Source organism: Nonomuraea recticatena (assembly GCF_039533245.1).
In the GTDB taxonomy this organism is placed as follows: Bacteria; Actinomycetota; Actinomycetes; order Streptosporangiales; family Streptosporangiaceae; genus Nonomuraea; species Nonomuraea roseola.
On the sequence record NZ_BAAATE010000052.1, the window covers coordinates 15,233 to 42,093 of the forward strand.

At 70.5% G+C, this 26,861-nt stretch carries 23 protein-coding genes; 1 reads left to right on the forward strand and 22 read right to left on the reverse strand.

Annotated elements, in window-relative coordinates; all coding sequences use genetic code 11:
* Positions 1-143 precede the first annotated feature (143 nt).
* From ABFX50_RS47125 to nadD, 3 genes are all read right to left on the reverse strand, one after another.
* The gene (locus tag ABFX50_RS47125; RefSeq protein WP_183647412.1) at positions 144-773 is read right to left on the reverse strand and encodes a histidine phosphatase family protein; all 630 of its coding nucleotides are present in this window, start codon (positions 771-773) and stop codon (positions 144-146) included.
* The gene (gene rsfS, locus ABFX50_RS47130; RefSeq protein WP_346156980.1) at positions 770-1,165 is read right to left on the reverse strand and encodes a ribosome silencing factor; all 396 of its coding nucleotides are present in this window, start codon (positions 1,163-1,165) and stop codon (positions 770-772) included. The genes ABFX50_RS47125 and rsfS overlap by 4 nt, the downstream gene beginning before the upstream one ends.
* Positions 1,166-1,304: 139 nt before the next feature.
* A complete protein-coding gene (nadD, locus tag ABFX50_RS47135; protein ID WP_346124351.1) occupies positions 1,305-1,937 on the reverse strand; it encodes a nicotinate-nucleotide adenylyltransferase in 633 nt (210 codons plus the stop codon).
* A gap of 86 nt (positions 1,938-2,023) precedes the next feature.
* On the opposite strand from nadD, the gene ABFX50_RS47140 reads away from it, so the two are divergent.
* Positions 2,024-3,049 (forward strand): M48 family metallopeptidase, encoded by a 1,026-nt coding sequence (locus ABFX50_RS47140; protein ID WP_183647430.1) that lies wholly within the window; start codon positions 2,024-2,026, stop codon positions 3,047-3,049.
* Positions 3,050-3,105: 56 nt separating this feature from the next.
* Here ABFX50_RS47140 and ABFX50_RS47145 read toward each other — a convergent pair whose 3' ends face one another.
* From ABFX50_RS47145 to ABFX50_RS47235, 19 genes are all read right to left on the reverse strand, one after another.
* Positions 3,106-4,914 (reverse strand): serine/threonine-protein kinase, encoded by a 1,809-nt coding sequence (locus ABFX50_RS47145; RefSeq protein ID WP_346156986.1) that lies wholly within the window; start codon positions 4,912-4,914, stop codon positions 3,106-3,108.
* A 78-nt stretch (positions 4,915-4,992) separates the two neighbouring features.
* A complete protein-coding gene (locus tag ABFX50_RS47150) occupies positions 4,993-5,169 on the reverse strand; it encodes a hypothetical protein (protein WP_183647436.1) in 177 nt (58 codons plus the stop codon).
* Positions 5,170-5,222: 53 nt separating this feature from the next.
* Positions 5,223-6,503 carry a glutamate-5-semialdehyde dehydrogenase gene (locus tag ABFX50_RS47155; RefSeq protein ID WP_346156991.1) on the reverse strand — a complete coding sequence of 427 codons (1,281 nt, stop codon included), beginning with the start codon at positions 6,501-6,503 and terminating at the stop codon, positions 5,223-5,225.
* Positions 6,504-6,519: 16 nt separating this feature from the next.
* Positions 6,520-7,638, reverse strand: coding sequence for a glutamate 5-kinase (gene proB, locus ABFX50_RS47160; protein WP_379504304.1), 1,119 nt, complete (start codon positions 7,636-7,638; stop codon positions 6,520-6,522).
* Between the two features lie 10 nt (positions 7,639-7,648).
* The gene (gene obgE / locus ABFX50_RS47165; protein ID WP_183647439.1) at positions 7,649-9,001 is read right to left on the reverse strand and encodes a GTPase ObgE; all 1,353 of its coding nucleotides are present in this window, start codon (positions 8,999-9,001) and stop codon (positions 7,649-7,651) included.
* Positions 9,002-9,221: 220 nt separating this feature from the next.
* Entirely contained in the window at positions 9,222-9,479 is a 258-nt protein-coding gene (gene rpmA / locus ABFX50_RS47170; protein ID WP_090773491.1) for a 50S ribosomal protein L27, read from the reverse strand.
* Positions 9,480-9,494: 15 nt separating this feature from the next.
* Positions 9,495-9,797, reverse strand: coding sequence for a 50S ribosomal protein L21 (gene rplU, locus ABFX50_RS47175; RefSeq protein WP_183647442.1), 303 nt, complete (start codon positions 9,795-9,797; stop codon positions 9,495-9,497).
* Positions 9,798-10,075: 278 nt separating this feature from the next.
* A complete protein-coding gene (locus tag ABFX50_RS47180; protein ID WP_428834732.1) occupies positions 10,076-12,643 on the reverse strand; it encodes an Rne/Rng family ribonuclease in 2,568 nt (855 codons plus the stop codon).
* Between the two features lie 448 nt (positions 12,644-13,091).
* Positions 13,092-13,850, reverse strand: coding sequence for a TIGR03936 family radical SAM-associated protein (locus ABFX50_RS47185; protein WP_183647448.1), 759 nt, complete (start codon positions 13,848-13,850; stop codon positions 13,092-13,094).
* Between the two features lie 93 nt (positions 13,851-13,943).
* The gene (locus ABFX50_RS47190; RefSeq protein ID WP_183647452.1) at positions 13,944-15,854 is read right to left on the reverse strand and encodes a TIGR03960 family B12-binding radical SAM protein; all 1,911 of its coding nucleotides are present in this window, start codon (positions 15,852-15,854) and stop codon (positions 13,944-13,946) included.
* Between the two features lie 20 nt (positions 15,855-15,874).
* Positions 15,875-17,035, reverse strand: coding sequence for a rod shape-determining protein RodA (rodA, locus tag ABFX50_RS47195; RefSeq protein ID WP_346157001.1), 1,161 nt, complete (start codon positions 17,033-17,035; stop codon positions 15,875-15,877).
* Positions 17,032-19,056 carry a penicillin-binding protein 2 gene (gene mrdA, locus ABFX50_RS47200; RefSeq protein ID WP_346157003.1) on the reverse strand — a complete coding sequence of 675 codons (2,025 nt, stop codon included), beginning with the start codon at positions 19,054-19,056 and terminating at the stop codon, positions 17,032-17,034. The genes rodA and mrdA overlap by 4 nt, the downstream gene beginning before the upstream one ends.
* 5 nt (positions 19,057-19,061) lie before the next feature.
* Positions 19,062-19,526 carry a rod shape-determining protein MreD gene (gene mreD / locus ABFX50_RS47205; RefSeq protein WP_183647458.1) on the reverse strand — a complete coding sequence of 155 codons (465 nt, stop codon included), beginning with the start codon at positions 19,524-19,526 and terminating at the stop codon, positions 19,062-19,064.
* A complete protein-coding gene (gene mreC, locus ABFX50_RS47210; protein WP_346157005.1) occupies positions 19,523-20,401 on the reverse strand; it encodes a rod shape-determining protein MreC in 879 nt (292 codons plus the stop codon). Before mreC ends, mreD begins: the two co-directional genes overlap by 4 nt.
* 1 nt (position 20,402) lies before the next feature.
* Complete coding sequence (locus tag ABFX50_RS47215; RefSeq protein WP_183647467.1) at positions 20,403-21,434, reverse strand: rod shape-determining protein; 1,032 nt, start codon at positions 21,432-21,434, stop codon at positions 20,403-20,405.
* 772 nt (positions 21,435-22,206) lie between these two features.
* Positions 22,207-22,617: a nucleoside-diphosphate kinase gene (gene ndk, locus ABFX50_RS47220; RefSeq protein ID WP_183647470.1), complete on the reverse strand. Its 411-nt coding sequence runs from the start codon at positions 22,615-22,617 to the stop codon at positions 22,207-22,209.
* 100 nt (positions 22,618-22,717) lie between these two features.
* A complete protein-coding gene (locus ABFX50_RS47225) occupies positions 22,718-24,853 on the reverse strand; it encodes a hypothetical protein (protein WP_346157009.1) in 2,136 nt (711 codons plus the stop codon).
* A gap of 11 nt (positions 24,854-24,864) precedes the next feature.
* Positions 24,865-25,206: a DUF4233 domain-containing protein gene (locus tag ABFX50_RS47230; protein ID WP_346157010.1), complete on the reverse strand. Its 342-nt coding sequence runs from the start codon at positions 25,204-25,206 to the stop codon at positions 24,865-24,867.
* The gene (locus ABFX50_RS47235; RefSeq protein WP_346157014.1) at positions 25,203-26,492 is read right to left on the reverse strand and encodes a bifunctional folylpolyglutamate synthase/dihydrofolate synthase; all 1,290 of its coding nucleotides are present in this window, start codon (positions 26,490-26,492) and stop codon (positions 25,203-25,205) included. Before ABFX50_RS47235 ends, ABFX50_RS47230 begins: the two co-directional genes overlap by 4 nt.
* Positions 26,493-26,861 lie beyond the last annotated feature (369 nt).

The following is a 26,861-nucleotide window of genomic DNA, read 5'->3' on the forward strand; positions in this document are numbered from 1 at the left end:
GAGTCCTCCCGTTGCGGCGCTCGCAGAGCATATAACCATCGCTCCCGATTCGCATAATCAACAGTTACACCATCGGACCGCGCCCATCCCCCGACCGTTCACCGGCCGTCCCTGCAGGGACAGCCGCTGAAAGACGACCGAGGTCAGGAAGCGGCCTCGGGGGTGTCGTCGCTGTTGACCGGCTCCGGCAGGGTGCCCGCGTTGTGCTCGAGCAGACGCCAGCCCTTGCGTCCCTCCTCCAGCACCGACCACGAGCAGTTGCCGAGCCCGCCCAGCGCGGACCAGAGCTCCTGCGGCAGGCCGAGCAGGTGCGCGATGCCGAGCCGCAGCGCCGCTCCGTGAGAGGCCACCACCAGCAGCCCGTCGTCGTCGAGCTGGCCGGCCCAGCGGCGCAGCGCCGCCCCCACGCGGTCGGCCACGTCGGGCACGGGCTCGCCGTCCGGCGCCTCCCACGCGACGTACTCGGCCGGCCAGCGGGCGGCGATCTCCTCGCGGGTCAGCCCCTCCCAGGCGCCTCCGCCCCGCTCGCGGAAGTCCTTGTCGACCGAGACGTCGAGCCCCACCAGTCTGGCCAGCGCGAGGGCCGTGTCGTTGGCCCTGCGCAGGTCGGAGGAGACGATCATCGTCGGGCGCAACGCGGCCAGCAGCGACGCCGCCCTGGCCGCCTGGGCGACGCCGGTCTCGTCGAGCGGGATGTCGGTGTGGCCCTGAAAGCGGTGTTCGACGTTCCAGAGGGTCTGGCCGTGGCGCAGGCAGACGATCCGCTTGCTCACGTACGGGCCCTTTGGGCGGCGCTCTGGGTCACGCTTTCGGGCAGCCCGATGGCAGGGCAGTCCTTCCAGAGGCGCTCCAGCGCGTAGAAGGTGCGGTCCTCCTCGTGCTGGACGTGCACCACGATGTCGATGAAGTCGAGGAGCACCCAGCGCCCCTCGCGCTCACCTTCGCGGCGGACCGGCTTGGCGTCGCACTCGATGCGGAGCCTGTCCTCGATCTCGTCGACGATGGCGCGCACCTGGCGGTCGTTGGTGGCGGAGCAGAGCAGGAACGCGTCGGTGATGACGAGCTGCTCGCTCACGTCGTAGGCGAGAATGTCGTCGGCCAGCTTGTCGGCGGCGGCCTCGGCCGCGACTCTGACGAGCTGAACGGATCTTTCGGTTGCTGTCACGATGCGGTTCTGTCCTCCTGTGTGACCACGTGTATACCCCACGCTTACCCTGATAGTATCCCCGACGCCCCCAGGCATATGCTCCTGGATTTCGGGCCATCCGTCTGTCCTGGTCAGGGATGGGGCATGTGGTCCCAGGCTAGCCGACGCTCCCGGCCGAACCCGTGTGGTACAGACCGCGCTTGCCGATGTACTGCACGATCCCGTCCGGCACGAGATACCAGATGGGCTCCCCCTGCTCCACGCGCTGCCGGCACTCGGAGGAGGAGATCGCCAGCGCCGGGATCTCGATCAGGCTCACCTTGCCCTCGGGCAGCCCCGGGTCGCGCAGCGTGTGCCCCGGCCTGGTGCAGCCGACGAAGTGGGCCAGCTCGAACAGCTCCGAGGCGTCCTGCCAGTCGAGGATCGCCGCGAGCGCGTCGGCGCCGGTGATGAAGAACAGGTCGGCGTCTGGACCGTAGACCTGTTTGACGTCGCGCAGGGTGTCGATGGTGAACGTCGGCCCCGGCCTGTCCACGTCCACCCTGCTCACCGAGAAGCGGGGGTTCGACGCGGTCGCGATGACCGTCATCAGGTACCTGTCCTCGGGCGCCGACACCTCCCTCTCCGCCTTCTGGTACGGCCGGCCCGTCGGCACGAAGACGACCTCGTCGAGGTCGTAGTGATGGGCCACTTCACTCGCGGCCACCAGGTGACCGTGGTGGATCGGGTCGAAGGTGCCACCCATGACCCCCACGCGTCGCTTTCCCTGGACCCTGGGCGCGTTCATCATGAAACGGACCCTACGCGGAAGCCGTGACCAAGCATTCAGCACCCCCCTTTCTGAGAAACGCGCATCACACCCGCCGCCGACGTAGCATGCCGGACATGACGACCACCCCGGATCGCAGCCGCGTGCAACTGCCCGGCATCTCGTCCCGTGCCTACGAACACCCCGCAGACCGGTCCGCTCTGGTCGCTCTGCGCAAGCTCAGCGGGTTCGACACGGTTCTCAAGCAGATGTCCGGCCTGATCAGTGAGCGCCGGCTGCGCCTGATGTATCTCGCCTCCGCGGTACGCGTGAGCGAGACGCAGTTCCGTTCCCTGTACGACATGGGCCGCGACGCGGCCTACACCCTCGATCTGCACCGGGTCCCTGAGATCTACGTCCAGCAGGACCCCCAAGTACAGGCCAAGGCCATCGGCTTCGACGACCCGTTCATCGTGGTGACGACGGGTCTGCTCAACCTCATGAACGAGGAGGAGCAGCGTTTCGTGATCGGTCACGAGACCGCGCACATCCTGTCGGGTCACGCCGTCTACCGGACGATGCTCGACATCCTCACCCGTCTTGCCACGCGCGTGGCCTGGATCCCGCTGGGCTACATCGGCCTGCGCGCGATCGTGGCGGGACTGGAGGAGTGGTACCGCAAGTCGGAGCTGTCCTCCGACCGCGGCGGCCTGCTGACCGGGCAGGACCCCGAGGCGGCCAAGCGCGCGCTGATGAAGCTCGCGGGCGGCGCCTACACCCACGAGATGAACATCGAGGCCTTCCTGGCCCAGTACCAGGAGTACGACACGGCGGGCGACCTGCGTGACGGCTTCCTGAAGGTGCTCAACCTGCTCGGCACCACGCACCCGTTCGCGGTGGTCCGCGTCGCCGAGCTCGACAAGTGGCACCGCAGCGGCGAGTACGACCGCATCATCGGCGGCGACTACCCGCGCAGGGAGCACGACGCCGACGCCCGCGTCACCGACGAGGTCAAGGCGGCCGCCGAGTCCTACCGTCGTTCGTGGTCGGAGTCGCAGGACCCGTTCATCGGCGTCCTGCGCGACGTGGCCGAGGGCGCGGTCAACGCGGGCGAGCGGATCTTCAACCGCTTCTCCCGCCGCGACGGCAGCTGACGAAGACGCAGGCGGCCTGGAAGACGCGGCTTCCAGGCCGTCGAAGCGGCGGGGCGCTACAGCAGCAGGGCGATCGCGCGCACCGCCGCCGCGCAGAGCGCGACGAATCCGCCCAGTACGGCCAGCGCGCGCAGCCCTTCCTTGCGCAGGTCGGGCAGCATGGCGCCGACGCGCTCGACCTCTCTGCCGGTGATCGCGCCGCACAGCACACCGAAGACGACGCCCGCCGCCGTGACGGGCGCGGTCTGCTGCCACCAGTCGGGGCCCAGCTCCCCTCCCGCCACCATCCACAGGATCCCGCCCGCCGCCGCGGCCACGGGTAGCCCTGGCCAGCCCGCCGCGGTGATCGCGGCCCCGGCCAGCGCCAGCGGGAACAGCAGCACCCTGAGCGCCACCTTGACCCGCTTCGAGGTGCGGTTGCGCACCATCCAGTGGTTGATCCACACCGTCCGCACCAGCACCACGAACGCGGCCGTGATCCCTATCCCTGCGATCGGCCAGATCACCGTCGCCACCACGCACGGCACGGCCAGCACGGCCAGCAGCAGCAGCGCCGCGTTGCCCGCAGGCAGCGTGGTCGAGGCGGGCTGCACCTGGCCGGCCTGCGCGGCGGGCCGCCTGACGCGCGGCACCCTGGGCTGCGCCCTGACCGCCTTCCCCTCCTCGGCGGTACGGCCCGCGGCGCGGCTCCTGGCCGCCACCGACATCCGGCCACGCGCCGCCTTCGGCTCCTCGGGCGTACGGCTGCGCGCACCCTCCTGGGCGCGCGAGCGCACGACCTTGCCCTCCTCGGGAGAGACCCTGGGCCTGACCGGCTTGCCCTCCTCGGAGACCCGCGGCCTGACCGGCTTGCCCTCCTCCGAGACCCGCGGCCTGGCGAGCTTGCCCTCCTCCGAGACCCGCGGCCTGACCGGCTTGCTGTCCTCGGGCAGGCGCGGCCTGACGACCTTGCCCTCCTCGGCTGAGCGGGCCCTGACCGCTTTCGCCGCCTCGGAGGCGCGGCTCCTCGCGGCCTTGGCCGCGTCGGCCGCCCTGCCCCTGAGCGCCTTCACGTCCTCGTCGGCGGCCGAGACGGTCGCCCTGGCCAGTCTGGCCAGCCGGTCGGCCAGCAACGCCGCCGTCGGCCGCTTGCCAGGCTCCCTGTTGAGCGCCGCCCGCACCAGCGGCAGCAGCCCCGCGGGCACCCCCTTGAGGTCGGCCTGGCCGTTCAGCACCGCGTACATCTGCGCCTCGACCGTGCCCCGCCCGAACGTCGGCCTGCCGGTCGCCGCGAAGGCCACCGTGGCCGCCCACGCGTGGACGTCGGCGGGCTCGCCCACGTGCTCGTCGGCGAACAGCTCGGGAGCGGCGTAGCCCGGCGTTCCGAGGAAGGTGCCGGTCATCGTCAGCCTGGTGGCGTCGATCACCTGGGCGATGCCGAAGTCGATCAGCACAGGACCCTCGGTGCCCATGAGGATGTTGGCGGGCTTCAGGTCGCGGTGGATGACACCCGCGGCGTGGACGATCGCCAGCGCCGCCGCCACGCCCTGAGCCAGCTGCACGAGGTCGGCGCCCTTCAGGGGGCCGCTGCGCCGTACGCGCTCGAGCAGGGTGTCGCCCTCGATGTGCTCCATCACCAGGTAGGGCCGCACGCAGTCGAGGTCGGCGTCGATCACCCTCGCGACGTAGGGGCTCTCGACCCTGCGCAACGCTCGTACCTCGCGCTCCAGCCGGATGCGCGAGGCGGAATCCTCGATGAGGTCGTGCAGCACCTTGAGAGCGACGCGCTCACCCCGGCGGGTGCTGGCAAGATACACCTCGCCCATACCGCCACGACCGAGGCGTTCGAGCAAGGTGTAAGGCCCGACCTTGCCGAGCTTGCTCACGCTCCCTCCCCGCTCGGCGCGCCCATAAGGGACACAACCCTAGCGGTGTGACCCCTGTTTATGCCCGCGGCACGCCGGTCATCGGCGGGAAGTGTGGGACAGCATGGACTCGAGCCTGACCGTCGGCTCCTCCGAGAGCTTCCTGCGGCCCTTCCTGCGCCAGTTGATGTGTCCGCGGCTCTCCATCCACAGCAGCAACCGGTCGGCGCCGAACAGCACGGCGCCCGCGAAAATGATCGCTATCACCAAAGCCATGAAGGCCAGTCAAGCCCTGTGCGGGCGCGCCCGCACAGGGGAGACACGCAGGATTACCCTCCGCAGGCCGGGATAACGGTCCCCGTTGACGTGCGCAGATGCCCCTCACCGGTGTAGACCCACTTGGTGGAGGTCAATTCGGGCAGGCCCATCGGGCCGCGCGCGTGCAGCTTCTGGGTGGAGATCCCGATCTCGGCGCCGAAGCCGAACTCGCCGCCGTCGGTGAACCTCGTGGAGGCGTTGACCGCGACCGCCGCCGAGTCGACGAGCTGCACGAACCTGCGGGCCGCGCCCTGGGAGCGGGTGACGATCGCGTCGGTGTGGCCCGAGCCGTACTTCCTGATGTGCGCCACCGCCTCCTCCAGCGACCCGACGACGGCGGCGGCGATGTCGAGCGAGAGGTACTCGGTGAAGAAGTCCTCCTCGGTCGCGGGGACGACCTCTCCGTGGACGGCCATGCCGGGATCGGCGTGGACGGTCACCCCCGCCTCCTTCAGCGCGGCCAGCGCCCTGGGCAGGAAGCGCTCGGCCACGTCGGCGTGCACCAGCAGCGTCTCCGCCGCGTTGCAGACCGAGGGCCGCTGCGCCTTGGCGTTGAGCAGGATCTCCACGCCCAGGTCGAGGTCGGCGTCCGCGTCGACGTACACGTGGCAGTTGCCCACGCCCGTCTCGATCACCGGGACCGTGGACTCCTCCACGACCGAGTTGATCAGCGAGGCGCCGCCGCGCGGGATCAGCACGTCCACCAGGCCGCGCGCCCGCATCAGCTCCTTGACGGAGTCGCGGGTCAGCCCGGGCACCAGCTGCACGGCCCCCGAGGGCACCTCGGTCGGCTCCAGGGCGGCCTGCATGATGGCGACCAGTGCGGTGTTGGAGGAGTAGGCGCTGGAGGAGCCGCGCAGCATGACCGCGTTGCCGCTCTTGAGGCACAGCGCGGCGCCGTCGACGGTGACGTTGGGCCTGCCCTCGTAGATGATGCCGATCACGCCGAGCGGCACCCTGAGCTGGCGCAGCTCCAGGCCGTTGGGCAGTGTCGAGCCCCTGACCACCTCGCCGACGGGGTCGGGCAGGTCGGCGATGTCGCGCACGGCCTGCGCGATGGCCTCGATCCTGTCCTCGTCGAGCCTGAGCCTGTCGATCATGGCCTCGGAGGTGCCGCCCTCGCGGGCCCTGTCCACGTCGAGGGCGTTGGCCTCGATGATCTCCTTGGCGCCCGCCACGAGAGCGTCGGCGATGGCGCGCAGTGCCCTGTCCTTGGCCGCCCGCGGCAGCGGGGCCAGCTCGGCGGCGGCCTCTCGCGCCGCATGGGCTACCTTCAGGAACTCCTCGGACATCGCGCCCTGCCTCTCACTAGCTGTGGGACTCCAGTATGACGATGTCGTCGCGGTGGATGAGCTCGCGTTCATATTCCGGACCGAGCGTGCTGGCCAGCTCTCTGGTGGAGCGTCCCATCAGGCCGGGGATCTCGCCCGCGTCGAAGTTCACCAGCCCGCGCGCCACCACGCGGCCGCGCGGTCCGCACAGGTCCACGGGGTCGCCCGCGGCGAAGTCACCCTCCACCGACACCACGCCCGCGGGCAGCAGCGACTTGCGGCGCGTGACGACCGCCTCGACCGCGCCCTCGTCCAGAGTGATCCGTCCGCGGCCGGTGGTCGCGTGCGCCAGCCACAGCAGCCTGGTGCCGGGGTGCCTGCCGCCCGGGTGGAAGAAGGTGCCGACGTCGGCGCCCGCCAGCGCCTGGGCGGCGTGCGCGGCGGCGGTGAGCACCACGGGCACACCCGCGCCCGTCGCGATGCGCGCGGCCTGCACCTTGGTGACCATGCCGCCGGTGCCGACCGCCGCTCCGTTCTTGCCCAGCTCGACGCCTACCAGGTCGTCGGGGCCCCTGACCTCGGCCAGGCGTCTGGAGCCCGCCCTCGAAGGCGGGCCGTCGTAGAGCGCGTCGACGTCCGACAGCAGCACCAGCGCGTCGGCGTGGATGAGATGGGCCACCAGGGCCGCCAGCCGGTCGTTGTCGCCGAAGCGGATCTCGTCGGTGGCCACCGTGTCGTTCTCGTTGACGACCGGCATGATGCCCAGCTCCAGCAGCCTGCTCAGCGTGCGCTGCGCGTTGGCGTGGTGGGAGCGGCGCATCATGTCGTCGGCCGTCAGCAGCACCTGGCCGACGCGCAGGCCGTACCTGGCGAAGGAGGAGGTGTAGCGCGCGACCAGGACGCCCTGGCCGACGGAGGCGGCGGCCTGCTGGGTGGCCAGGTCGCGCGGGCGCGCCGACAGCCCCAGCGGGCCGAGGCCGGCCGCGATCGCGCCCGAGGAGACGAGCACGATCTGCGTGCCGGTACGGCGCCGCGCCGCCAGCACGTCGACCAGCGCGTCGACCCTGTCGACGTCGATCACGCCCTGGGGAGTGGTGAGCGAGGAGGAGCCCACCTTGACGACGACCCTCGACGCTGAGCTGATCTGTTCGCGCACGAGCTGCAGCCTATCCGAGCCTGTTGTCCGTCCCTCGCGGCCCCGAGTTGATCGACTCGGCGTTGAGCGTGGGCTGCCAGTCGAAGATGTAGCCGTCGTCCATCGAGCCGATGACCACCTCGGCGCCGGCCGTCGCCCCCGCCTTGACCAGCTCCTCCTCGACGCCCAGCCGCTCCAGGCGGTCGGCGAGGTAGCCCACGGCCTCGTCGTTGGTGAAGTCGGTCTGCCTGATCCAGCGCTCCGGCTTCTCGCCGGTGACCTGGAAGAGGTTGTCGTTGACCTTGCGGACCGCGAAGGTCGCCGCGCCGAGCTGCTTGGGCCGCAGCACCAGCCTGGTGGGCTCCTCGACCGGCCTGGCCGCTCTGGCGGCGGCCACCCACTCGCCCATGGCGAAGGTCAGCTCGCGCAGGCCCTCGTGCGTGGCGGCGGAGACGGTGAAGACCTTCAGCCCGCGCTCCTGCAGGTCGGCGCGGACGATGTCGGCCAGCTCCCTGGCGTCGGGCACGTCGGCCTTGTTGAGCACGACCATCCTGGGCCTGTCCTCGAGCTTGCCGTAGGCGTGCAGCTCGGCCTCGATCACCTCGTAGTCGGTGATCGGGTCGCGGCCCGGCTCCATGGTCGCGCAGTCGATGACGTGCACGAGCATGTCGCAGCGCTCCACGTGGCGCAGGAACTCGTGCCCGAGCCCCTTGCCCTGCGAGGCCCCGGGGATCAGCCCCGGCACGTCGGCCACCGTGAACACGGTCTCGCCTGCGGTGACCACGCCCAGGTTGGGGATCAGCGTGGTGAACGGGTAGTCGGCGATCTTCGGCCTGGCCGCGCTGAGCGCGGCGATCAGCGACGACTTGCCCGCGCTCGGGAAGCCCACCAGCGCCACGTCGGCGACGCTCTTGAGCTCCAGCATGACGTCGAGCGCGTCGCCGGGCTCACCGAGCAGCGCGAATCCGGGCGCCTTGCGCTTGGAGTTGGCCAGCGCCGCGTTGCCGAGCCCGCCGTGACCGCCCTGGGCGATCACGTAGCGGGTGCCCATGCCGACGAGGTCGATCAGGACCTCACCGGTCTTGGCGTCCTTGACCACGGTGCCGTTGGGCACGGGAAGGACCACGTCGGCACCGTTGGCGCCCTCCCTGTTGCTGCCCTGCCCCTGCTTGCCGTTGTCTGCCTTGCGGTGCGGGCGGCGGTGGTAGTCGAGCAGCGTGGCGGTGTTGGGGTCGACCTCGAGGATGACGTCGCCGCCCCTGCCGCCGTTGCCCCCGTCAGGGCCGCCGAGCGGCTTGAACTTCTCGCGGTGGACGGAGGCGCAGCCGTTCCCGCCGTCGCCTGCCCTGATGTGCAGGACCACCTGGTCCACGAAATCCGCCACAGCTCTTCTCTCCATCTTGTACGGCAGGCCGACCACGGCCCACCCTTGTCACGTGGCCGGCGCCCCTCCAGGGAGACGCTCCTGCGGCGCACGTGGCTGGCCACCGTTACGCGGTCGGTGCCGCGTGCCGTACCCGAGAGCCCCGCGGGACCCTCTGAACGCGAACGAGGGGTGGACCGGAACGATCCACCCCTCGTTACAACGTCCTGCGGCGGCGGATTTACTCCGCGACCGGGACGATGCTCACGGCGCGACGGCCGCGCTTGAGGCCGAACTGCACGTGGCCCGCGGCCAGTGCGAACAGTGTGTCGTCGCCACCACGACCGACGTTGTCGCCGGGGTGGAAGTGGGTGCCACGCTGACGGACGATGATCTCGCCCGCGTTGACCAGCTGGCCGCCGAAGCGCTTGACGCCCAGGCGCTGGGCGTTGGAGTCACGGCCGTTCCGGGTGGACGACGCGCCCTTCTTGTGTGCCATCTCTACAACTCCCGATCAGGCCTGGTTGATACCGGTGATCTTCACCTGGGTGTACCGCTGGCGGTGACCCTGGCGCTTCTTGTAACCGGTCTTGTTCTTGTACTTGAGGATGCGGATCTTGGGGCCCTTGGTCTCACCGAGAATCTCGGCGCTCACCAGGAACTTGCCCGCCTCCGTGGTCACGTCGCCATCGTTGACGACGAGCACCGTCGGCAGCGAAACCGAAGAACCAACCTCGCCGGCGACCTTGTCCACCTCGAGGACGTCACCGACGGAGACCTTCTGCTGCCTGCCGCCGCAACGAACGATCGCGTACACCGCGGAACCCTTCTGCTGACTCTCTGAATGCTGCGCCCGGCATTCGATTGCTGTCTGGAAACGACGAACCGAGTGGGCGCGCGAACAGGGCGCGTCACCGGACGCACCGATTGACTAGGTTACCGGATTCCCGGCCCCCGGTCGAACCGGTCGGATCGTCGGACAAGCCAGCCTCACCCGGTGGCGCCCCAACCCCCGAAGGGGGAGGTCACGCCGCCATGTGGGAAAAGCCGGCCCGGTTGGCGCCCCGCTGGGGCGGGGCGCCGCCGAAGACGGCGCTAATCGGCCGACTTGGCACGGCGGGAGCGTCTCCGCCCCCTGCCGGAAGTCTGGTTCGCCTGGTCGTCCTCCGAGCCGGGAACGTCTTCAAGCGCACCGGTCACGGTATCACGGCTGGCGGAGTCGTTGGCCGCGGAGACCTTCTCGGCGACCGCCTTCTCCACCGCCATCTTGCCCTGCGTGCCGCGCGGCTCCGGCTTGCCCTCGACCGGCTCGGCCGAGACGATCAGGCCCCGCCCGTTGCAGCACTCACATGGCGTCGAGAAGGCCTCCAGCAGGCCCTGTCCGACCCTCTTACGGGTCATCTGGACCAGACCGAGCGAGGTGACCTCCGCGACCTGGTGCTTGGTCCTGTCGCGCGCCAGGCACTCGAGCATCCGCCGCAGCACCAGGTCACGGTTGGACTCCAGGACCATGTCGATGAAGTCGATGACGATGATGCCGCCGATGTCGCGCAGCCTGAGCTGGCGGACGATCTCCTCGGCCGCCTCCAGGTTGTTGCGGGTGACGGTCTCCTCGAGGTTGCCGCCCTGCCCGGTGAACTTGCCGGTGTTGACGTCGACGACGGTCATCGCCTCGGTGCGGTCGATCACCAGCGAGCCGCCCGAGGGCAGCCACACCTTGCGATCCATCGCCTTGGCCAGCTGCTCGTCGATCCTGTAGGTCTCGAAGACGTCGCCGTCCTCGTCCCACCTGGCCAACCGGTCGGCCAGGTGCGGCGCGACGTACTTGACGTACTCCTCGACCGTGTCCCACGCGTCCTCACCCTGCACGACCAGCGAGGAGAAGTCCTCGTTGAACACGTCGCGGACGACCCTGATGGTCAGGTCGGGCTCGGAGGACAGCAGCTCGGGCGGGCTGGCGGACTTGGCCTTCTTCTGGATGGCCTCCCACTGCGCCGACAGCCTGGCCACGTCGCGGCCGAGCTCCTCCTCGGAAGCGCCCTCGGCGGCCGTGCGCACGATCACGCCGGCGTTCTCCGGCATGACCTTCTTCAGGATGCTCTTGAGCCGCGTGCGCTCCTTGTCGGGCAGCTTGCGGCTGATGCCCGTCATCGACCCGTCGGGCACGTAGACCAGGTAGCGGCCGGGCAGCGAGATCTGGCTGGTGAGCCTGGCGCCCTTGTGGCCCATCGGGTCCTTGGTGACCTGCACCAGGACCGACTGGCCCGACTTCAGCGCCGCCTCGATGCGCTTGGGCTGGCCCTCGAGCCCCGCGGTGTCGAAGTTCACCTCACCGGCGTACAGGACGGCGTTGCGCCCCTTGCCGATGTCGACGAAGGCCGCCTCCATCGAGGGCAGCACGTTCTGCACCTTGCCGAGGTAGACGTTGCCCACGTACGACTGGCTGGCCTCGCGGTTGACGTAGTGCTCGACGAGGATGCCGTCCTCGAGGACCGCGATCTGGGTGCGGTCGCCGTTGCGGCGCACCACCATCATCCTGTCGACGGACTCGCGCCTGGCGAGGAACTCCGACTCGGTGATGATCGGCGGCCTGCGGCGGCCCAGCTCGCGCCCCTCGCGGCGGCGCTGCTTCTTGGCCTCCAGGCGGGTCGAGCCGCGCACGCTCTGCACGCCGTCGGCGGAGGTGTCGAGCGCGCTCGACCTGCCGGTGCGCGGCGCGCGGATGCGCACGACGGTGTTGGGCGGGTCGTCGGTGGCCACCTCGGCGACCTCGTCGCCGCCCCTGCGCCGCCTGCGCCTGCGACGGCGCGAGCTGGAGCTCTCCTCCTCCTCGGCGTGGGCCTCCTCGGCCTCCTCGCCGCTGTCGTCGGACTCCTCCTGCTCGTCGGAGTCGTCGGAGTCGGACTCGTCGTCGCGCTCGCGGGACTTGCCCCTGCCTCTGCCGCCCCTGCGGCGGCGACGGCGACGGCTGCCGCCGTCGTCCTCGTGGTCGGTGTCGTCGGTGTCGACGTCCTCGTCGGTCTCCTCGGCCGCCTCCTCGCCGAACTGCGAGTCGGCCTCGTCGGCCTGCGGCGGCTTCACCGGCTGCGGCGGCTCCACCCTGACAGGCTGGGCCTGGCTGGGGTCGGGCGCCTGGAACAGCGGGGTGAAGACGGCGGCGGGACGCTGGAAGGCGGCGCCGGTCTCCTGAGCCGCCTGCGGCGAGAGCCCGAACGGGTCGACGAACAGCGCGGGCCTGGTGACCGGCTCCTCGTCGAGGTCCTCACCGGCGGGCTCGTCGTCGAGCGGCTCGCTCTCCGGCAGCGTCTCGAGCAGTTCCTCGGCGACGACGGCCTCGACCGGCGACACGGGCTCCTGCTCGGGCTCGGGCTTCTTGCGGGTGCGGCGCCGCTTGGGCGCGGCCTCCTCCACGACGGCCTGCTCGCCGGCCTCCTGCGCGGCGACAAGGCCTGCGGACTCCGCCTCGGTGTCACCGGCCACGACCTGCGCAGGCACGGCCTCAGCCGCGCTCTCAGCGGCTTCTGCGGCCTTCTTGCTGGTACGGCGGCGCGTGGTCGTGGTGGCGGTCGACCTGGACCTGGTGGCCCGCTTCGGCGCGGGCTCCTCGACGGCCTCGGCCACGGCCTCCTCGACGACGCCTGCCGTACCCGGAGTCGTCGTCACGGACGCTTCCTCGGCCCCGCCGTCGGTTGGCGGAAAATCGGTTGACGCGGCCCCCGGACCCCCGGAAGCCTGCGTGGTGACCACTACCGCGGGAGCGTCGTCGATCTCCGGCGGCGGGCCCGCGGGCCTGCTCGCCGCGCGCCGGCGCTTGGGCGTGGTGGGCTGTTGTGTTGTGTCCCCGTCAGGGCCATGGGCCCCGGCGTTGGGCTCGTTGTCGAGCATGCGGGCGCTCTCCCGTCAGCCCCCGGGCGCGTCGCCGCGCCGCGCAGGAGCCATCGTGTCTCGTTGTCCGCCCGCACCTTGCGAAAGGCGCGGGCGCCAAGTCCTGTCAGCGGTCGAGCCCTCCGAACCCCGCCACCGTGCGGGGCTCGCAAAGCCTTCCCAATCCATGAGGACGGGCTCATCGGACCGCCATGTCACGAGTGACGGCGGTCCCTCAGCACATTCCTCATTGACCGGCGCCGTGCGCGCCTGCCGGCTCCGCTTCGCCGCCGCGCATCGTGTCGCGGTCAAGGTCGAGCGGGTCGGCGGGTTCACCGGATACCGCGTCGAGCGGCCCCTGCGCCAGCCTGGTCACCTCGGGGGGGACCGGCGGCGCGAAGTCGGCCACAAGGCGCAGGCCCGTGAGCACGTCGTCGGGTCGAACGGCAGGCGTCATGTGCCGAACAACCATGCGCAGTATGACACACGACTGTCCGGGCACCTGAGCTGCAGTTCCTTCTGAAGCCAGTGTCAGCACCGCCTCGCGGGCGTCGAAACGCCGCATCCCCTTCTTGGTGAGGCGTTCGACCTCGACGGTGCCGGCGGTGAGGAACTTCTCCACCGCCACGCGCGCGAGCTCGGCGTCGGCGCCTGGCAGCCTCAGCTCCCATGCCGATCCCTCCAGCCGGTCGGCGAGCGCTCCCGAACGCGCCTCGACGACGTCGATCACGTCGAGGCCGGGAGGAAGCGAGGCGTCGAGCTCCGCGCGGATCCTGTCGGGATCGCACGGCTCGGTCAGACCGAGCTCGAGATACTCGGCCTCGCTGGCGACACCGGTCGGCGCCGCCCCCGCGTAGGAGATCTTCGGATGGGGAGAGAAACCCGCGCTGAAAGCGACCGGAATGCCGGCACGGCGGACCGCCCTCTCGACGGCCCGCGAGATGTCGCGGTGGCTGGTGAAGCGCAGGCGACCGCGCTTGGCGTAGCGCACGCGTAGGCGCTGCACCGTCGGCGCGGGCGGAGGCCCCTCGGGAACAGGCTTCAGAGCGTCGTCTTCCTTCCCGTGTCAGAGTTTCTTGGTTCCAGGATAAGGCCGTGTCTATACCACAGTAAGCGGCAGCAGTTTCTTACCTGTGGGACCGATCTGGATCTCGGTGCCCATCGTGGGGCAGACGCCGCAGTCGTAGCACGGGGTCCACCGGCAGTCCTCGACCTCCGTCTCGTTGACGGCGTCCTTCCAGTCCTGCCAGAGCCACTCGCGGTCGAGGCCCGCGTCGAGGTGGTCCCACGGAAGGACCTCGTTCTCCTCGCGTTCGCGCGTGGTGTACCAGTCGACCCCGACCCCGGTCTTCTCCGCCGCCGCCATCCAGCGTTCGTAGGAGAAGTGCTCGCTCCAGCCGTCGAAACGGCCGCCGTCCTCCCAGACCGCCCTGATGACCGCGCCGACCCTGCGGTCGCCGCGCGAGAGCAGGCCTTCCACGATCGAGGGCTTGCCGTCGTGGTAACGGTAGCCGATGGCCTTGCCGTACTCCCTGTCACCACGCAGCGACTCGCGCAGCGCCCTGAGCCGCCGGTCGACGGTCTCGTGGTCGGCCTGCGCGGCCCACTGGAACGGGGTGTGCGGCTTGGGCACGAACCCGCCGATGGAGACCGTGCAGCGGATGTCGCGCGAGCCCGTCGCCTCCCTGCCGGCCTTGATGACCTTCTTGGCCAGGTCGGCGATGCCCATCACGTCTTCGTCGCGCTCGGTGGGCAGGCCGCACATGAAGTAGAGCTTCACCTGCCGCCAGCCCTGGCTGTAGGCCGTGGTGACGGTGCGGATCAGGTCTTCCTCGGTGACCATCTTGTTGATCACCTTGCGCATGCGCTCGGAGCCGCCCTCGGGAGCGAAGGTCAGGCCGGAGCGGCGGCCGTTGCGCGAGAACTCGTTGGCCAGGTCGATGTTGAAGGCGTCGACCCTGGTCGAAGGCAGCGAGAGCGAGGTGTTCGTGCCCTCGTAGCGGTCGGCCAGGCCCTTGGCGACCGCGCCGATCTCGGAGTGGTCGGCCGACGACAGCGACAGCAGCCCGACCTCGTTGAAGCCCGACTCGCGGATGCCGTTCTCGACCATCGCGCCGATCGTGGTGATCGACCGCTCGCGGACCGGGCGGGTGATCATGCCGGCCTGGCAGAACCTGCAGCCGCGGGTGCAGCCTCTGAAGATCTCGACGCTGAAGCGCTCGTGGACCGTCTCGGCCAGCGGGACCAGCGGCTTCTTCGGATACGGCCACTCGTCGAGGTCCATGACGGTGTGCTTGTGCACCCGCCACGGCACGTTGGGCCTGTTGGGCGCGACACGCTTGATGCGCCCGTCGGGGTGGTACTCGACGTCGTAGAACTTGGGCACGTAGACCCCGCCGGACTCGGCCAGCCGCATGAGCAGCTCGTCGCGTCCTCCTGGGCTGCCCTCGGACTTCCACTCGCGGACGACCTCGCTGATGGCGATGGCGATCTGCTCGCCGTCGCCGAGCACGGCCGCGTCGAGGAAGTCGGCGATCGGTTCTGGGTTGAAGGCGGCGTGCCCGCCGGCCAGCACGATCGGGTCGTCGTCACCGCGGTCGACGGCGGCGAGCGGGATGCCCGCCAGGTCGAGCGCGGTCAGCATGTTGGTGTAGCCCAGCTCGGTGGAGAACGAGACGCCGAGCACGTCGAAGGCGCGCACGGGGCGGTGGCCGTCCACGGTGAACTGCGGCACGCCCTCGGCACGCATGAGCGCCTCGAGGTCGGGCCAGACCGAGTAGGTGCGCTCGGCCAGCGTGTCGGGCAGCTCGTTGAGGATCTCGTAGAGAATCGCCACGCCCTGGTTGGGCAGGCCCACCTCGTAGGCGTCGGGGTACATGAGCGCCCAGCGCACGGAGGCCTCGTCCCAGTCCTTCACCGTCGAGTTGAGCTCACCCCCGACGTACTGGATCGGCTTCTGCACCTTGGGCAGCAGCGCTTCCAGGCGTGGGAACAGTGACTCGACAGACATAGCACCAAGGGTAGTCGGTGTCAGAAGGACTGTTCCCTGATCCGGATGGCCTGAAGGAACCCGACGGCTATCAGGTTGGCGAAGGTGGAGGTGCCACCGTAGGAGACGAACGGCAGCGGCAGGCCCGTGATCGGCATGATTCCGACCGTCATCCCGATGTTCACGAACGACTGGAAACCCAGCCAGCACACGATCGAGCCCGCCACCAGCGTGCCGAAGCGGTCGTCGCACTGCTTGGCGATGTGCAGCCCGCGCAGCAGCACCACGCCCAGCAGGACCACCACCGTGACCGAGCCGAGGAAGCCGAACTCCTCGCCCGCCACCGTGAAGATGAAGTCGGTGTGCTGCTCGGGCACGAACCTGCCGGTCGTCTGCCCACCCTCGAACAGCCCCTTGCCGAACAGCTCGCCCGAGCCGATCGCGATCAGCGACTGGGTGCTGTTGTAACCGACCCCCCGCGGGTCGACGCCCGGGTCGATGAAGGCGGTGAACCGGGCCACCTGGTACGGCTCCAGCAGATCGAGCAGCCACACCGCCACCGCCGCCACCACCACGGAGAAGGCCAGCAGCAGGATCCACCGCTTCTGCACGCCCCCGAGGATCAGCGCGCCCGCGATGATCACCGCGAGCACCAGCGTGGTGCCGAGGTCGGGCTGGAGCATGACCAGGCCCATCGCCACCACCGCTGACAGCAGCGACAGCACCACGTCGAGCGCGCGGGGCCTGTCGGTGCCCTCGGCGGGCTGGGCCAGCAGCATCGCCAGCATCAGCACCAGGCCCAGCTTGGCGAACTCCGACGGCTGGATGGCGAACCCGCCACCCAGCATGATCCACGAGTGCGACCCGTTGACCGTGGTGCCGACCGGGGTGACGACCAGCACCAGCCCGATCAGCGTCACCAGATAGACCACGGGCGCGTAGGCCCGCAGCAGCCGGTGGTCGACCATCGTCACCAGCCCGCACAGGACCGCGCCGATCGCCAGGTTGAGCATGTGCTTCTTGACCAGCCCCGTGGAGCCGGCCGCCCAGGTACGGGTCGAGGACCACACCAGCAGCGTGCCGATCACGCACAACGCGGCGACCGCCACCAGCAGCACCCAGTCGATGCGCCACACGTTCGACTGCGCGCCCACCGCACGGGCGAAGGGATGACGGCGCTCCAGGAGCGTGCGGTCCATCATCGCGCCACCGTGCCGTCGCTCCTGATGGTCGGCAGCTTGGTGTCGGGGATCGCGGGAGGCTCCCCCTTGAGCCCGTAGATGCCCTCGTAGATCTCCCGTACGGCGGGCGCCGCCGTGGAGCCGCCCATGCCGCCCTGCGAGACCATGACCACGACCACGAAGCGCGGCTTGGAGGTCGGGGCGAACGAGGCGAACCACGAGGTGTCGGCCTTGCCCCACACCTCGGCCGTGCCGGTCTTGCCGCCGACCTTCACCTTGTCCATCGGGAAGCCCGAGAACGCGCCCGCCGCGGTGCCGTCCGAGGCCACCTGGCTGAGGGCGTTCTTGATGTAGGCCCGCTCGCTCGGGCTCAGCGGCAGCTTGCCCCTGACGGGGACGTCGATGCGCTTGACCACCTGGCCGCCCGGCCGTACCAGCGCCCATCCGATCCTGGGGCTGCGCAGCTTGCCGTCGCTGACCAGCGCCGCGTAGGCGGAGGCCAGCTGCAGCGGTGTGACCAGCACGTCGCCCTGCCCGATGGAGAAGTTGGCCGCGTCACCCGGACGCAGCAGGTAGCCCTCCAGGCAGTTCTCGTGGGCCAGCTGCTTGAGGAAGGCCGCTCGCGACCTGTCGGTGACCTCCGGGTAGCCGATGCGCGCCCTGCGGCAGTTGTCGGCGCTCGTGGCCGCCCACAGGTTCTTCTTCCACGTGCGGTCGGGGATGCGCCCCGCCGACTCCCCCGGCAGGTCGATGCCCGTCGGACGGCCGAACCCGAAGGCCCTCGCCATGTTGGCGAAGCGCTCCTTCGGCGGCTTCTTGGGCCGCAGTCCGCCGTCCTTGATCCACTGCTCGTAGGCCGCCTTGTAGAAGATCGTGTCGCACGACTTCACCAGCGCCGTGTGCAGCGTCAGCGAGCCGAGCCCGATGCCGCGGAAGTTGTTGAACGCCCTGCTGCCCACCATGAACGAGCCGGGACAGCCGTACGTGCCGTTGATCGGGTAGCCCGCGCGCAGCATCGCCGAGACCGACGACACCTTGAACGTCGAGCCAGGAGCGAACTCCCCCTTGATGGCCCGCGAGACCAGCGGCTTGCCCGCGCGCTCCGACAGCAGGCGCTGGTACTCCTTCTCCGAGATGCCGCCCGTCCAGATCGCGGGGTCGTAGCCCGGCGCGCTGGCCAGCGCCACCACCCTGCCGGTGCGGGCGTCGAGCACGACGCCCGCCGCGCCGTCGGCCTTCGGGGCCTTCTTCATCGCCCCGTCCACGGCTTTCTCCACGATGTTCTGCACCCGCGCGTCGACGCTGGTGATGAGCGTGTCGCCGGGAATGGGCGCCACCTGCTTCTCCACGCCGAGCGCCTTGCCCATCCTGTCGACCTGCACCCGCCGCAGGCCTGGCGTGCCGCGCAGGTAGTGGTCGTAGATCGCCTCCACGCCGTCCCTGCCGACCAGGTCGACGCCGGAGAACCCCGCCTTCAGCCCCTCGCGCTTGTCCAGCTCGTCCTGGGTGACCGGCTGCAGGTATCCGAGCATCTGCGCGCCCGCCTTCCCTCCCGGATACTCCCGTACGGCCTGCACCTCGGCGGTCACGCCGGGGAACTCCTCCTGGCGCTCGAGGATCTGCAGCGCCTCGCGCGTGGTGGCCTTCAGGTCGATCGGGATCGGCTGGTACGGCGAGCCTGGCCAGCACGGCCTGGTCACCCTCGGCCCGCACGGCGTGATGCGGCGCTCCAGCAGCCTGACCGGGCTGCCGAGCACCTCGGACAGCCGCTTGAGCACGGCCGCTCCGCCGTCCTTCATCCTGATGAGCTCGGTCCTGTCGACCGACACCACCAGCGCCGTCCTGTTGCGCACCAGCGGCCGCCCCGACGCGTCGAGGATCTGCCCCCGCACGGCCGGCACGACGACGGCCCTGGTCCTGGTCTCCGTGGCGGCGTGGACGAACTCGTCACCGCGCAGAATCTGGACCTGCCACAGCCGTACGGCCAGCACCACGAGCATCGTCAGCACCAGCACGTGGAGCACGACGAGTCGGGTGCGCATGCGGATCACGCCGGGATCACCCGCGCTCGGTCGCCTGCCACCAGCCAGACCACCACGGGGGCCATCAGGAGCGAGTAGACCGCGGTCACCGGCAGCGACAGCGCCAGCGACGCGCTCGCCACGCGAGGGTCGGCGATCAGCCCCGCCACGGCCGCGGCCAGCAGCGGCGCCGCCAGCACGCACAGCACGACGGTCCAGACCGGCCCGCCGACGCCGCGTCCCGCCAGGTAGCCGACCACGGTGTAGACGAAGGCGTACTGCCCGAGCATGTGCGCGGTCGGCGGCGCCAGGTCGACCAGGATCCCCGTGCCGAACCCGATCACCGCGCCGGCGGCCGGCCCTCTGGCCAGCGCGACGCCGACCACGACGAGCAGGACCAGGTCGGGCACGCCGCCCGCGGGCAGCGACAGCCTGTTGACGATGGTGAGCTGGAGCAGCAGGGCGGCGACCACCGCTATCGCGGCGATCACCGCTGACCGTCCCTGATGGGCAGTACCGCGTCGCGCGGGTCACGCTTGGGCGCGGCCACCACGACACCCACCACGTCGAGCCCGCTGAGGTTGGCGAAGGGGCGCGCGTAGGCGATGCGTGTCAGCTCCCCCGGCGTCGCCTCCACCTGCTCGATCACCCCGATCGGCACCCCCGGCACGTACGGCACGCCGCGCTGGGAACCGAAGCTGACGATGCGCGTGCCCGGGGTGAGCTGCGCGGTCGAGTCGAGCAGCCGGAAACGCACCAGCCTGCCGTACTCGCCCACGCCGTTGATGACGCCGATCTCGTTGCCGCCCTCGAGGCGCGCGCCCGCCGAGGAGGCGGGGTCGCTCAGCAGCACCACGGTGGAGGTCCGCGCCGTGGCCTGCACGACCCTGCCGACCAGCCCGTCGGCGTTGACGACCGTCATCTCGGGCCGCACGCCGTCGTCGGTGCCCGCGTCGATCTCGACCGCGTCCTCGAAGCCGGGATGGCCCCTGCGGGCGATCACGCTGGCGGTGACGACCGTGAAGCCGCCGCGCTGCGAGGTGCCGATCAGCCGGCGCAGCTCGGCCGAGCGGGCCCTGTCGAGGGCCGAGGCCGCCAGGTCGGCGCGGAGCCTGGCGTTCTGCCCCTCGAGCTCCTCGATCCTGCGCTGGGCGCTGGTGGAGTTCGCGACGGCGCTGACGAACTCCCCCACCGGCCGCGTGATGCCGGTGACGACCTGCTCGGCCGTGCCGAACAGCGAGGCGCCGGCCCCTCGCGCGGGGCCCAGCGGCGAACTCACGCCCGTGCGGTGATCGATGGTCAGGACGACCAGTGCCGCGGTGAGCAGCAGACCGAGAATGAGCCGGGCCCGGCGCGTGTCCCTCATGTCAGTGACGCGGTTCCGGGACGAGCACGGAGCTGAGATCCTCGAACTCCTCCACGCACTTGCCCGAGCCGAGCGCGACCGAGTCGAGCGGGTTCTCCACCATGTGCACAGGCATGCCCGTCTCGTCTCTCAACCGCTCGTCCAGCCCCTTGAGCAGCGCGCCGCCACCCGTCAGGGCGATGCCGCGGTCCATGAGGTCGCCCGACAGCTCGGGCGGGCACTTGTCGAGCGTGGTCTTCACCGCGTCGACGATGGAGTTGACCTGCTCCTCGATCGCCCTCCTGATCTCCTCCGCCGACACCACGATCGTCTTGGGCAGCCCGCTCACCAGGTCACGCCCGCGGATCTCGGCGTGGAGCTCGTCGTGAGAGGGACGGGCGGAGCCGATCGCCATCTTGATCTCCTCGGCGGTGCGCTCTCCGAGCATCAGGGAGTGCTCCTTCTTGGCGAAGGTGATCACCGCCTGGTCGAGCTCGTCGCCGCCGACCCTGATCGACTGGCTGGTCACCACGCCGCCCATCGAGATGATCGCCACCTCGGTGGTGCCGCCGCCGATGTCGACGACCATGTTGCCGGTCGGCTCGTGCACGGGCAGCCCCGCGCCGATCGCGGCGGCCATGGGCTCCTCGACGATGTAGACCTTGCGCGCGCCGGCCTGGTATCCGGCCTCCTTCACCGCCCGCTGCTCGACACCGGTGATGCCACTGGGCACGGCGATGATGATGCGCGGCTTGGCGAAGTGCCGGCGCTTGTGGACGCGCTGGATGAAATAGCGCAACATCCGTTCTGTCACGTCGAAGTCGGCGATCACTCCGTCTTTGAGTGGTCGTACGGCCACGATGTTGCCGGGCGTGCGGCCGATCATCCGCTTGGCCTCGATCCCCACCGCCACGATCTTGCCCGTAGTGGTGTTGATCGCGACGACGGACGGCTCGTTGAGCACGATTCCGCGGCCACGCACGTATACCAACGTGTTGGCGGTGCCAAGGTCGACCGCCATGTCACGGCCGAGAAAGGCGAGCTTGCTGCCCATGGGGAACGAGCCTTCCGTAACGTCGTCCGCTAATAATTACGGATCGCATTCGAATCGTAACGTGACGTACCCACCTGAGAGAGCAATGACCGCTGACGGCCCACAAAAAACTCCCCGCCTCTTCGCCACCACCCGTTTGCCCACATAGCCCACTTCGGCAACGGCGCCACCCCATCGCCTGCGGCGAAGGTCACTAGGTGCCGCCGACCGTAATGTCACCCCAAACCCCGCCCAGATCTCTCCCACGCCCGCCGAACCTCACTTTTCCGAATCCGACCGAAGGAAAGTCCGCCTTACAGCCCACGTCCGCCGGAAAACCCCGCGCCCCGCTCCCCGCCCCCGGAAACCCTCGCGCCCCGCTCCCTGACCCTGGAAGCCTTTCCCCCGCGCCCTGAGCCCCGCTCTCCCCCACTCGAAGCCTCGCCGCACCGCGCCAACCTGAAGCCTTGCCTTCGACCTGAGCCGAGCCCGAAAGCCCACTGCAAGCCCGGAGCTTTGCCTCGCGCCCTGAGCCTGCGCTATGAGCCGCCCCTGCCTTGGGCCGTCTCGGCTCCTCTCGGGCAGTCCTCCAGCTCCCGTCGTGGCTCCCTGCGGCCCCGGAGGCCTCGCCGCGTGGGCTCGGCGTGGTCCGTAGCGGCGCCCGGCCTGCGGGTCTCGAGGAGCGTCCCCTGGACAGAGCCCGGCCGGTGAGCACGGGGGCGCTTGGGTGGGCTTGCCGTACACAACAAAAAACGCCGACCCGCACCAAGCGGGCCGGCGTTCAGAGGGACCTCTAGAAGCGGTCCGGGAAGAAGATCTTGATCTCACGGGCGGCGGACTCAGGCGAGTCGGACCCGTGGACGACGTTCTCGCCGATCTCCAGCGCGTGGTCGCCGCGGATCGTGCCGGGAGCCGACTTCACCGGGTCGGTCAGGCCGGCCAGCGAACGGAAGGCCTCGATCGCGCGCGGGCCCTCGACCACCAGCGCCACCAGCGGCGCGGAGGTGATGAACTCCACCAGCTCGCCGAAGAACGGCCGCTCGGAGTGCTCGGCGTAGTGGGCCTTGGCGGTCTCGGCGTCGAGGTGGCGCAGCTCCATGGCCGCGATCTTGAGGCCCTTGCGCTCGATACGAGCGATCACGTCACCGATGAGACCGCGCTTCACCCCGTCGGGCTTGATCAGGACAAGAGTGCGCTCGGACACTGGTGGTTCTCCTTTGAACTGGATGTCTTGGTCGCGAAATGCGGCGAACGCGCGAAGCTTACCGCCCCCACACGAATTCCCCGTGCTCGACGGCGCTCACCTAGTCGGGCTCGGAGGCTTCTGGCGACTGCGTGGGCGGCGGGACGACCGGTGTCGAACCCGTCCCTTCACCCTGCCGCTCAGGCTCGTCGCCGCCGGTCGGGCCCCCATCCGCCGAGGAACCGTCCACGGAGCCTCCGTCGCCGGAGGGTCCGTCTTCCGACCCCTTGCCGACCAGGGAACCGTCCGCCGAGGCCCTGCCTGCCGAGGAGCCATCCGCCGAGCCTCTGCCTGCCGGAGAACCGTCCGCCGAGGCCCTGGCGGCCGGGCCGTCGCGTGAGGCGCCGTCGGGCTGGGCACGCGGCGCGCCGTCCGGAACGCCCTCGCGCGGGACAGCGTCCCCGCTGCCCTCGCCCGACGCCGTGCCGCCGGAGGGGCGCTCCCCAGAGGCCGACGTGTGAGACGCCCCGGCCGACGGCCTCACGCGCGCGGCCGGCACGCGGGGAATCTCTCCCGTGGGCGCGTCCTTCTCCTCGTCCCCTACCGATCCGTCCCCCTGCCCGCCGGACAGGGTGCTGACAGGATCACCCGCCTCGTCGGCCCTGCTGTCGGAGCCCGCGGCCCCTGGCCGCTCCAGGCCATGGCGTTGATCGGCCTCCACCGTCGGCAGCGTGTCGTACGGCCTGCGCCCTGCCGCCTCCGTCTGCCCGGGCACCACCAGCACGTCGGACGCCCCGGCGGCCGGCACCGGCCTCTCAGGCGTCTCCGGGACCGGGCCACCGGCAGGCTCCGGAGCGCCGGAGCTCCGCACCGCGGTGCGCCGTCCGAGCAGCGCCGCCAGCATGATGACCGCCACCACCAGGAACCCGGCGATGAGCACCCACAGGTGGAGCGCGCCCACGAACCTGTCGACCAGCTGCTGCGGCGACGTCGGCCTGCCCAGCAGCACCATCTGCACGCCTGTGCCGAGCAGGTACCCGGCCAGCACGCCGGGGAAGCACAGCGACAGCCCGTAGAGCGCGGCGCCTGGCCCCGTCATGCGCAGGGCGGCGGTCAGCGCCACCGCCGCGCCCACGGCGAGCAGCACGAACGGCACGATCAGCGTGAGGCCCTCGCTGGCGGGGACCATCACCCGCACCGCGCACAACCCCAGCACGACCGTGACGAGCCCGGCCCCTGACAGCTTCTGCATCGAGGCCCTGTCGAGCAGCCCGACGACCAGCGCCGCCGCCGCCCCCGCCACCGCGCAGACGAGGAACGGCAGCCACAGGCCCTTGAGCCCAGGGCCGCCCACCCCGCCCAGTTCCATGTATGTGACCTGAGCGGCCGTCGGCAGCACGACCACGCCGACGGCGAGCATCGCGTAGGACAACGTGCGCCCCGCGGGTCCCTCGAACGTGCCGATCGAGGCCAGAGTGAGCAGCGCCGCGATCGAGAACAGCGCCGCCAGGATGACCAGCGGAGGCGGCCACCCGAACGTGGTGCCGATGGCCAGCACGGCCAGGCCCGCGGCGGGCACGGCGGTCAACGTCAGCTTGCTGCGCTCGATGGCCCGGGGCCCCGGCGTGCTCATGGCGCCCGTCGCCACGCTGAGCGCGAGGTAGATCGCGGCCAGCGTGAGCGCGACCCCGGTCAACATCGGGTACGGCTGCAGCGTGACCCGCCAGTCGCGCGCGTTGTCGAGCGGCAGCAGCGCCAGCGCCTGAGCGGCGAGGAGGCTGACTGCCAGCATGCCCGTCCACAGCGCCCGCAGCAGCGGCGCCCGCTCCCACGCCGCCATCAGCAGCGCGGGGATCAGCAGGCCGGCGCCCACCCCGTGGACGACTCGCAGCACGCCCACGACGAGCGCGGAGCCCGCGAACCCGCCCGCCGCGTCGGCCGCCGCCAGCACGGCCAGGCCGACGAGCAGGATGGGAGCCGCCTTCATGCGCTGCACCAGCACCGCGGCGAGCGGCACTGTGAGCATCATCGCGGGCAGGGCGAGCCCGTGTGCCCTGATGAGGCCGAGCTTGTCCATGTCGGCGGGCAGCAGCCCGGCGACGAGCGAGACGGTGTTGGGGATCGCGAGGATCGCCAGGGGCAGCGCCGCGACGATCAGCAGCCCGAGTATGAGGTCAAGCAGCCAGGAGTGCCTGGTGCCTGTGAGGGGTCCGGCGAGGCCGACGGCCTGGGACCGCTCGATGGGGGGGACGGCCATGTTCGCCGACTTTAGCGGGAAGTCACGCCTTCGACACGGCGAGCGACGAATATCGCCGTGATCCACAGCGCCGCGAAGATCGCCCCGAGGAAGAACATCATGGGCACGAGGAAGCCCGTGGCGATGGCCAGCACCTGCACCAGGCTGCCGACCACGTACCCGGAGGGCCGCTTGAGCAGCCCCGCGGCGACCACGCACAGCACGGCCAGCCCGATGCCCACAGTGACGGCCACGGGCACGGAAACGCCCTGGATCCTGATGGCCACCGGGGTGATCAGCGCCACCACGATCGCCTGCATGCCGAGGACGCTCGCGCCCAGCCGCCGCATGCCGGGGGTCACCTCGAAGTTCATGGCTTGTCCACCTTCAGCAGCAGGCGCGCGTCGCCCGCGGTGACCACGGAGCCCGTGATGAGCACGCCGGTCCCGCTGAACTCGCCGGCCGCGTCGGCGATGCCGATGCCCCTGTCGATGGCGTCGTCGAGCCGTTCGACCACGTGGACGCGGTCCTCGCCGAACATGCCCACGGCCAGCTCGGCCAGCTCCTCCAGAGGCATCGAGCGGGGCGAGGAGTTACGGGTGACGACGATCTCCTCCAGTATCGGCTCCAGGAGCTCGAGGAGCGCGCTGACGTCCTTGTCCGCCATGACCGCCACGACGCCGATCACCTTGGCGAAGTCGAAGGACTCGTGCAGGCCGTCGAGCGTGGCCTCCATGCCTCCGGGGTTGTGGGCGGCGTCGATGATGACCGTGGGACTCGTGCGGACCACTTCCAGCCGTCCGGGTGAGGACGCCTGGGCGAAGGCCTGCCGTACGAGCTCGACGTCGAGCGGGTCGTCACCCCCTGTGAGGGCTTCCACGGCCGCCAGGGAGCACACGGCGTTGCTCGCCTGGTGCGCGCCGTACAGGGGGAGATAGACGTCCTCGTAGACGCCCTTGAGGCCGCGCAGGGTGAGCAGCTGCCCGCCGAGCGCCACCTCACGGCTCAGCACACCGAACTCGAGCCCTTCACGCGCCACGACGGCGCCCACCTCGACCGCCCTGCGCATGAGCACCTCGGCGGCCTCCAGGTCCTGCTGGGCGAAGATCGTGGTGGAGCCCGCCTTGATGATGCCCGCCTTCTCCCCCGCGATGGAGGGGATGTCGGGCCCCAGCCTGTCGGTGTGGTCCAGCGAGATCGGCGTGATGACGGAGACGGCCGACTCCACCACGTTCGTGGCGTCCCAGCTGCCGCCCATCCCCGTCTCGATCACCGCGACGTCGACCGGTGTGTCCGCGAAGGCGGCGTACGCCATGGCCGTCAGCAACTCGAAGAACTGGATGCGCCGGCCCTGGGTGTCGGTCAGCTCGACGTACGGGGCGATCTCCTCGTACACCTCCGCGAACCGCTCCTCGCTCAACGGCTCGCCGTCGACCACGATGCGCTCGCGCATCGAGACCAGGTGCGGGCTCGTGAACCGCCCGACCCGCAGGTTGCGCTCCCTGAGCAGCACCTCGGTCAGCCGCGCCGTGCTGGTCTTGCCGTTCGTTCCCGCGATGTGCACGACGGGGTAGGCCTGTTGTGGGGAGCCGAGCAGGTCCAGAAGGGCCACGATTCTGTCCAGCGTCGGCTCGAAGTCCCACTCGACGCCGCGTTCCATGATGGCCCGCTCGACCGCACGATAATCCACCTGACAAGCCTATCCGCTCCTGCCGCCGGCCCTTCCCCCGCCAGCGCCGCGTGCGCCCACGTGGCCTTCCCCACGCCCCGCGCCTCGTACGGTCTGGGCGCAGCGCGGAGAGACGCGAGCAGACAGGACGAGCGCCCGCATCCGAGTCTTCCCACGCCCCGCGTTCGCACGGTCTGGGCGCAGTGCGAAGAGACGAGAGCAGACGGAACGAGCGCACGTATCCGAAGCCCGCCCGGACAACAGAAATGACCCCGGAAATGCAGAAAGGGCCCCACCCAACGGGTGAAGCCCTTCCATACAAAGATTGCGCGGCGGCGACCTACTCTCCCACACCCTCCC

What these genes read in the sequence shown, in the direction of transcription:
- nadD (WP_346124351.1), bottom strand. Translation starts at nt 1,937, where the DNA reads ATGATGAACGCGCCCAGGGTCCAGGGAAAGCGACGCGTGGGGGTCATG.
- ABFX50_RS47140 (WP_183647430.1), top strand. Translation starts at nt 2,024, where the DNA reads ATGCCGGACATGACGACCACCCCGGATCGCAGCCGCGTGCAACTGCCC.
- ABFX50_RS47150 (WP_183647436.1), bottom strand. Translation starts at nt 5,169, where the DNA reads ATGGCTTTGGTGATAGCGATCATTTTCGCGGGCGCCGTGCTGTTCGGC.
- ABFX50_RS47155 (WP_346156991.1), bottom strand. Translation starts at nt 6,503, where the DNA reads ATGTCCGAGGAGTTCCTGAAGGTAGCCCATGCGGCGCGAGAGGCCGCC.
- rpmA (WP_090773491.1), bottom strand. Translation starts at nt 9,479, where the DNA reads ATGGCACACAAGAAGGGCGCGTCGTCCACCCGGAACGGCCGTGACTCC.
- ABFX50_RS47190 (WP_183647452.1), bottom strand. Translation starts at nt 15,854, where the DNA reads ATGTCTGTCGAGTCACTGTTCCCACGCCTGGAAGCGCTGCTGCCCAAG.
- rodA (WP_346157001.1), bottom strand. Translation starts at nt 17,035, where the DNA reads ATGATGGACCGCACGCTCCTGGAGCGCCGTCATCCCTTCGCCCGTGCG.
- mrdA (WP_346157003.1), bottom strand. Translation starts at nt 19,056, where the DNA reads ATGCGCACCCGACTCGTCGTGCTCCACGTGCTGGTGCTGACGATGCTC.
- mreC (WP_346157005.1), bottom strand. Translation starts at nt 20,401, where the DNA reads ATGAGGGACACGCGCCGGGCCCGGCTCATTCTCGGTCTGCTGCTCACC.
- ABFX50_RS47215 (WP_183647467.1), bottom strand. Translation starts at nt 21,434, where the DNA reads ATGGGCAGCAAGCTCGCCTTTCTCGGCCGTGACATGGCGGTCGACCTT.
- ABFX50_RS47225 (WP_346157009.1), bottom strand. Translation starts at nt 24,853, where the DNA reads ATGGCCGTCCCCCCCATCGAGCGGTCCCAGGCCGTCGGCCTCGCCGGA.
- ABFX50_RS47230 (WP_346157010.1), bottom strand. Translation starts at nt 25,206, where the DNA reads ATGAACTTCGAGGTGACCCCCGGCATGCGGCGGCTGGGCGCGAGCGTC.
- ABFX50_RS47235 (WP_346157014.1), bottom strand. Translation starts at nt 26,492, where the DNA reads ATGGAACGCGGCGTCGAGTGGGACTTCGAGCCGACGCTGGACAGAATC.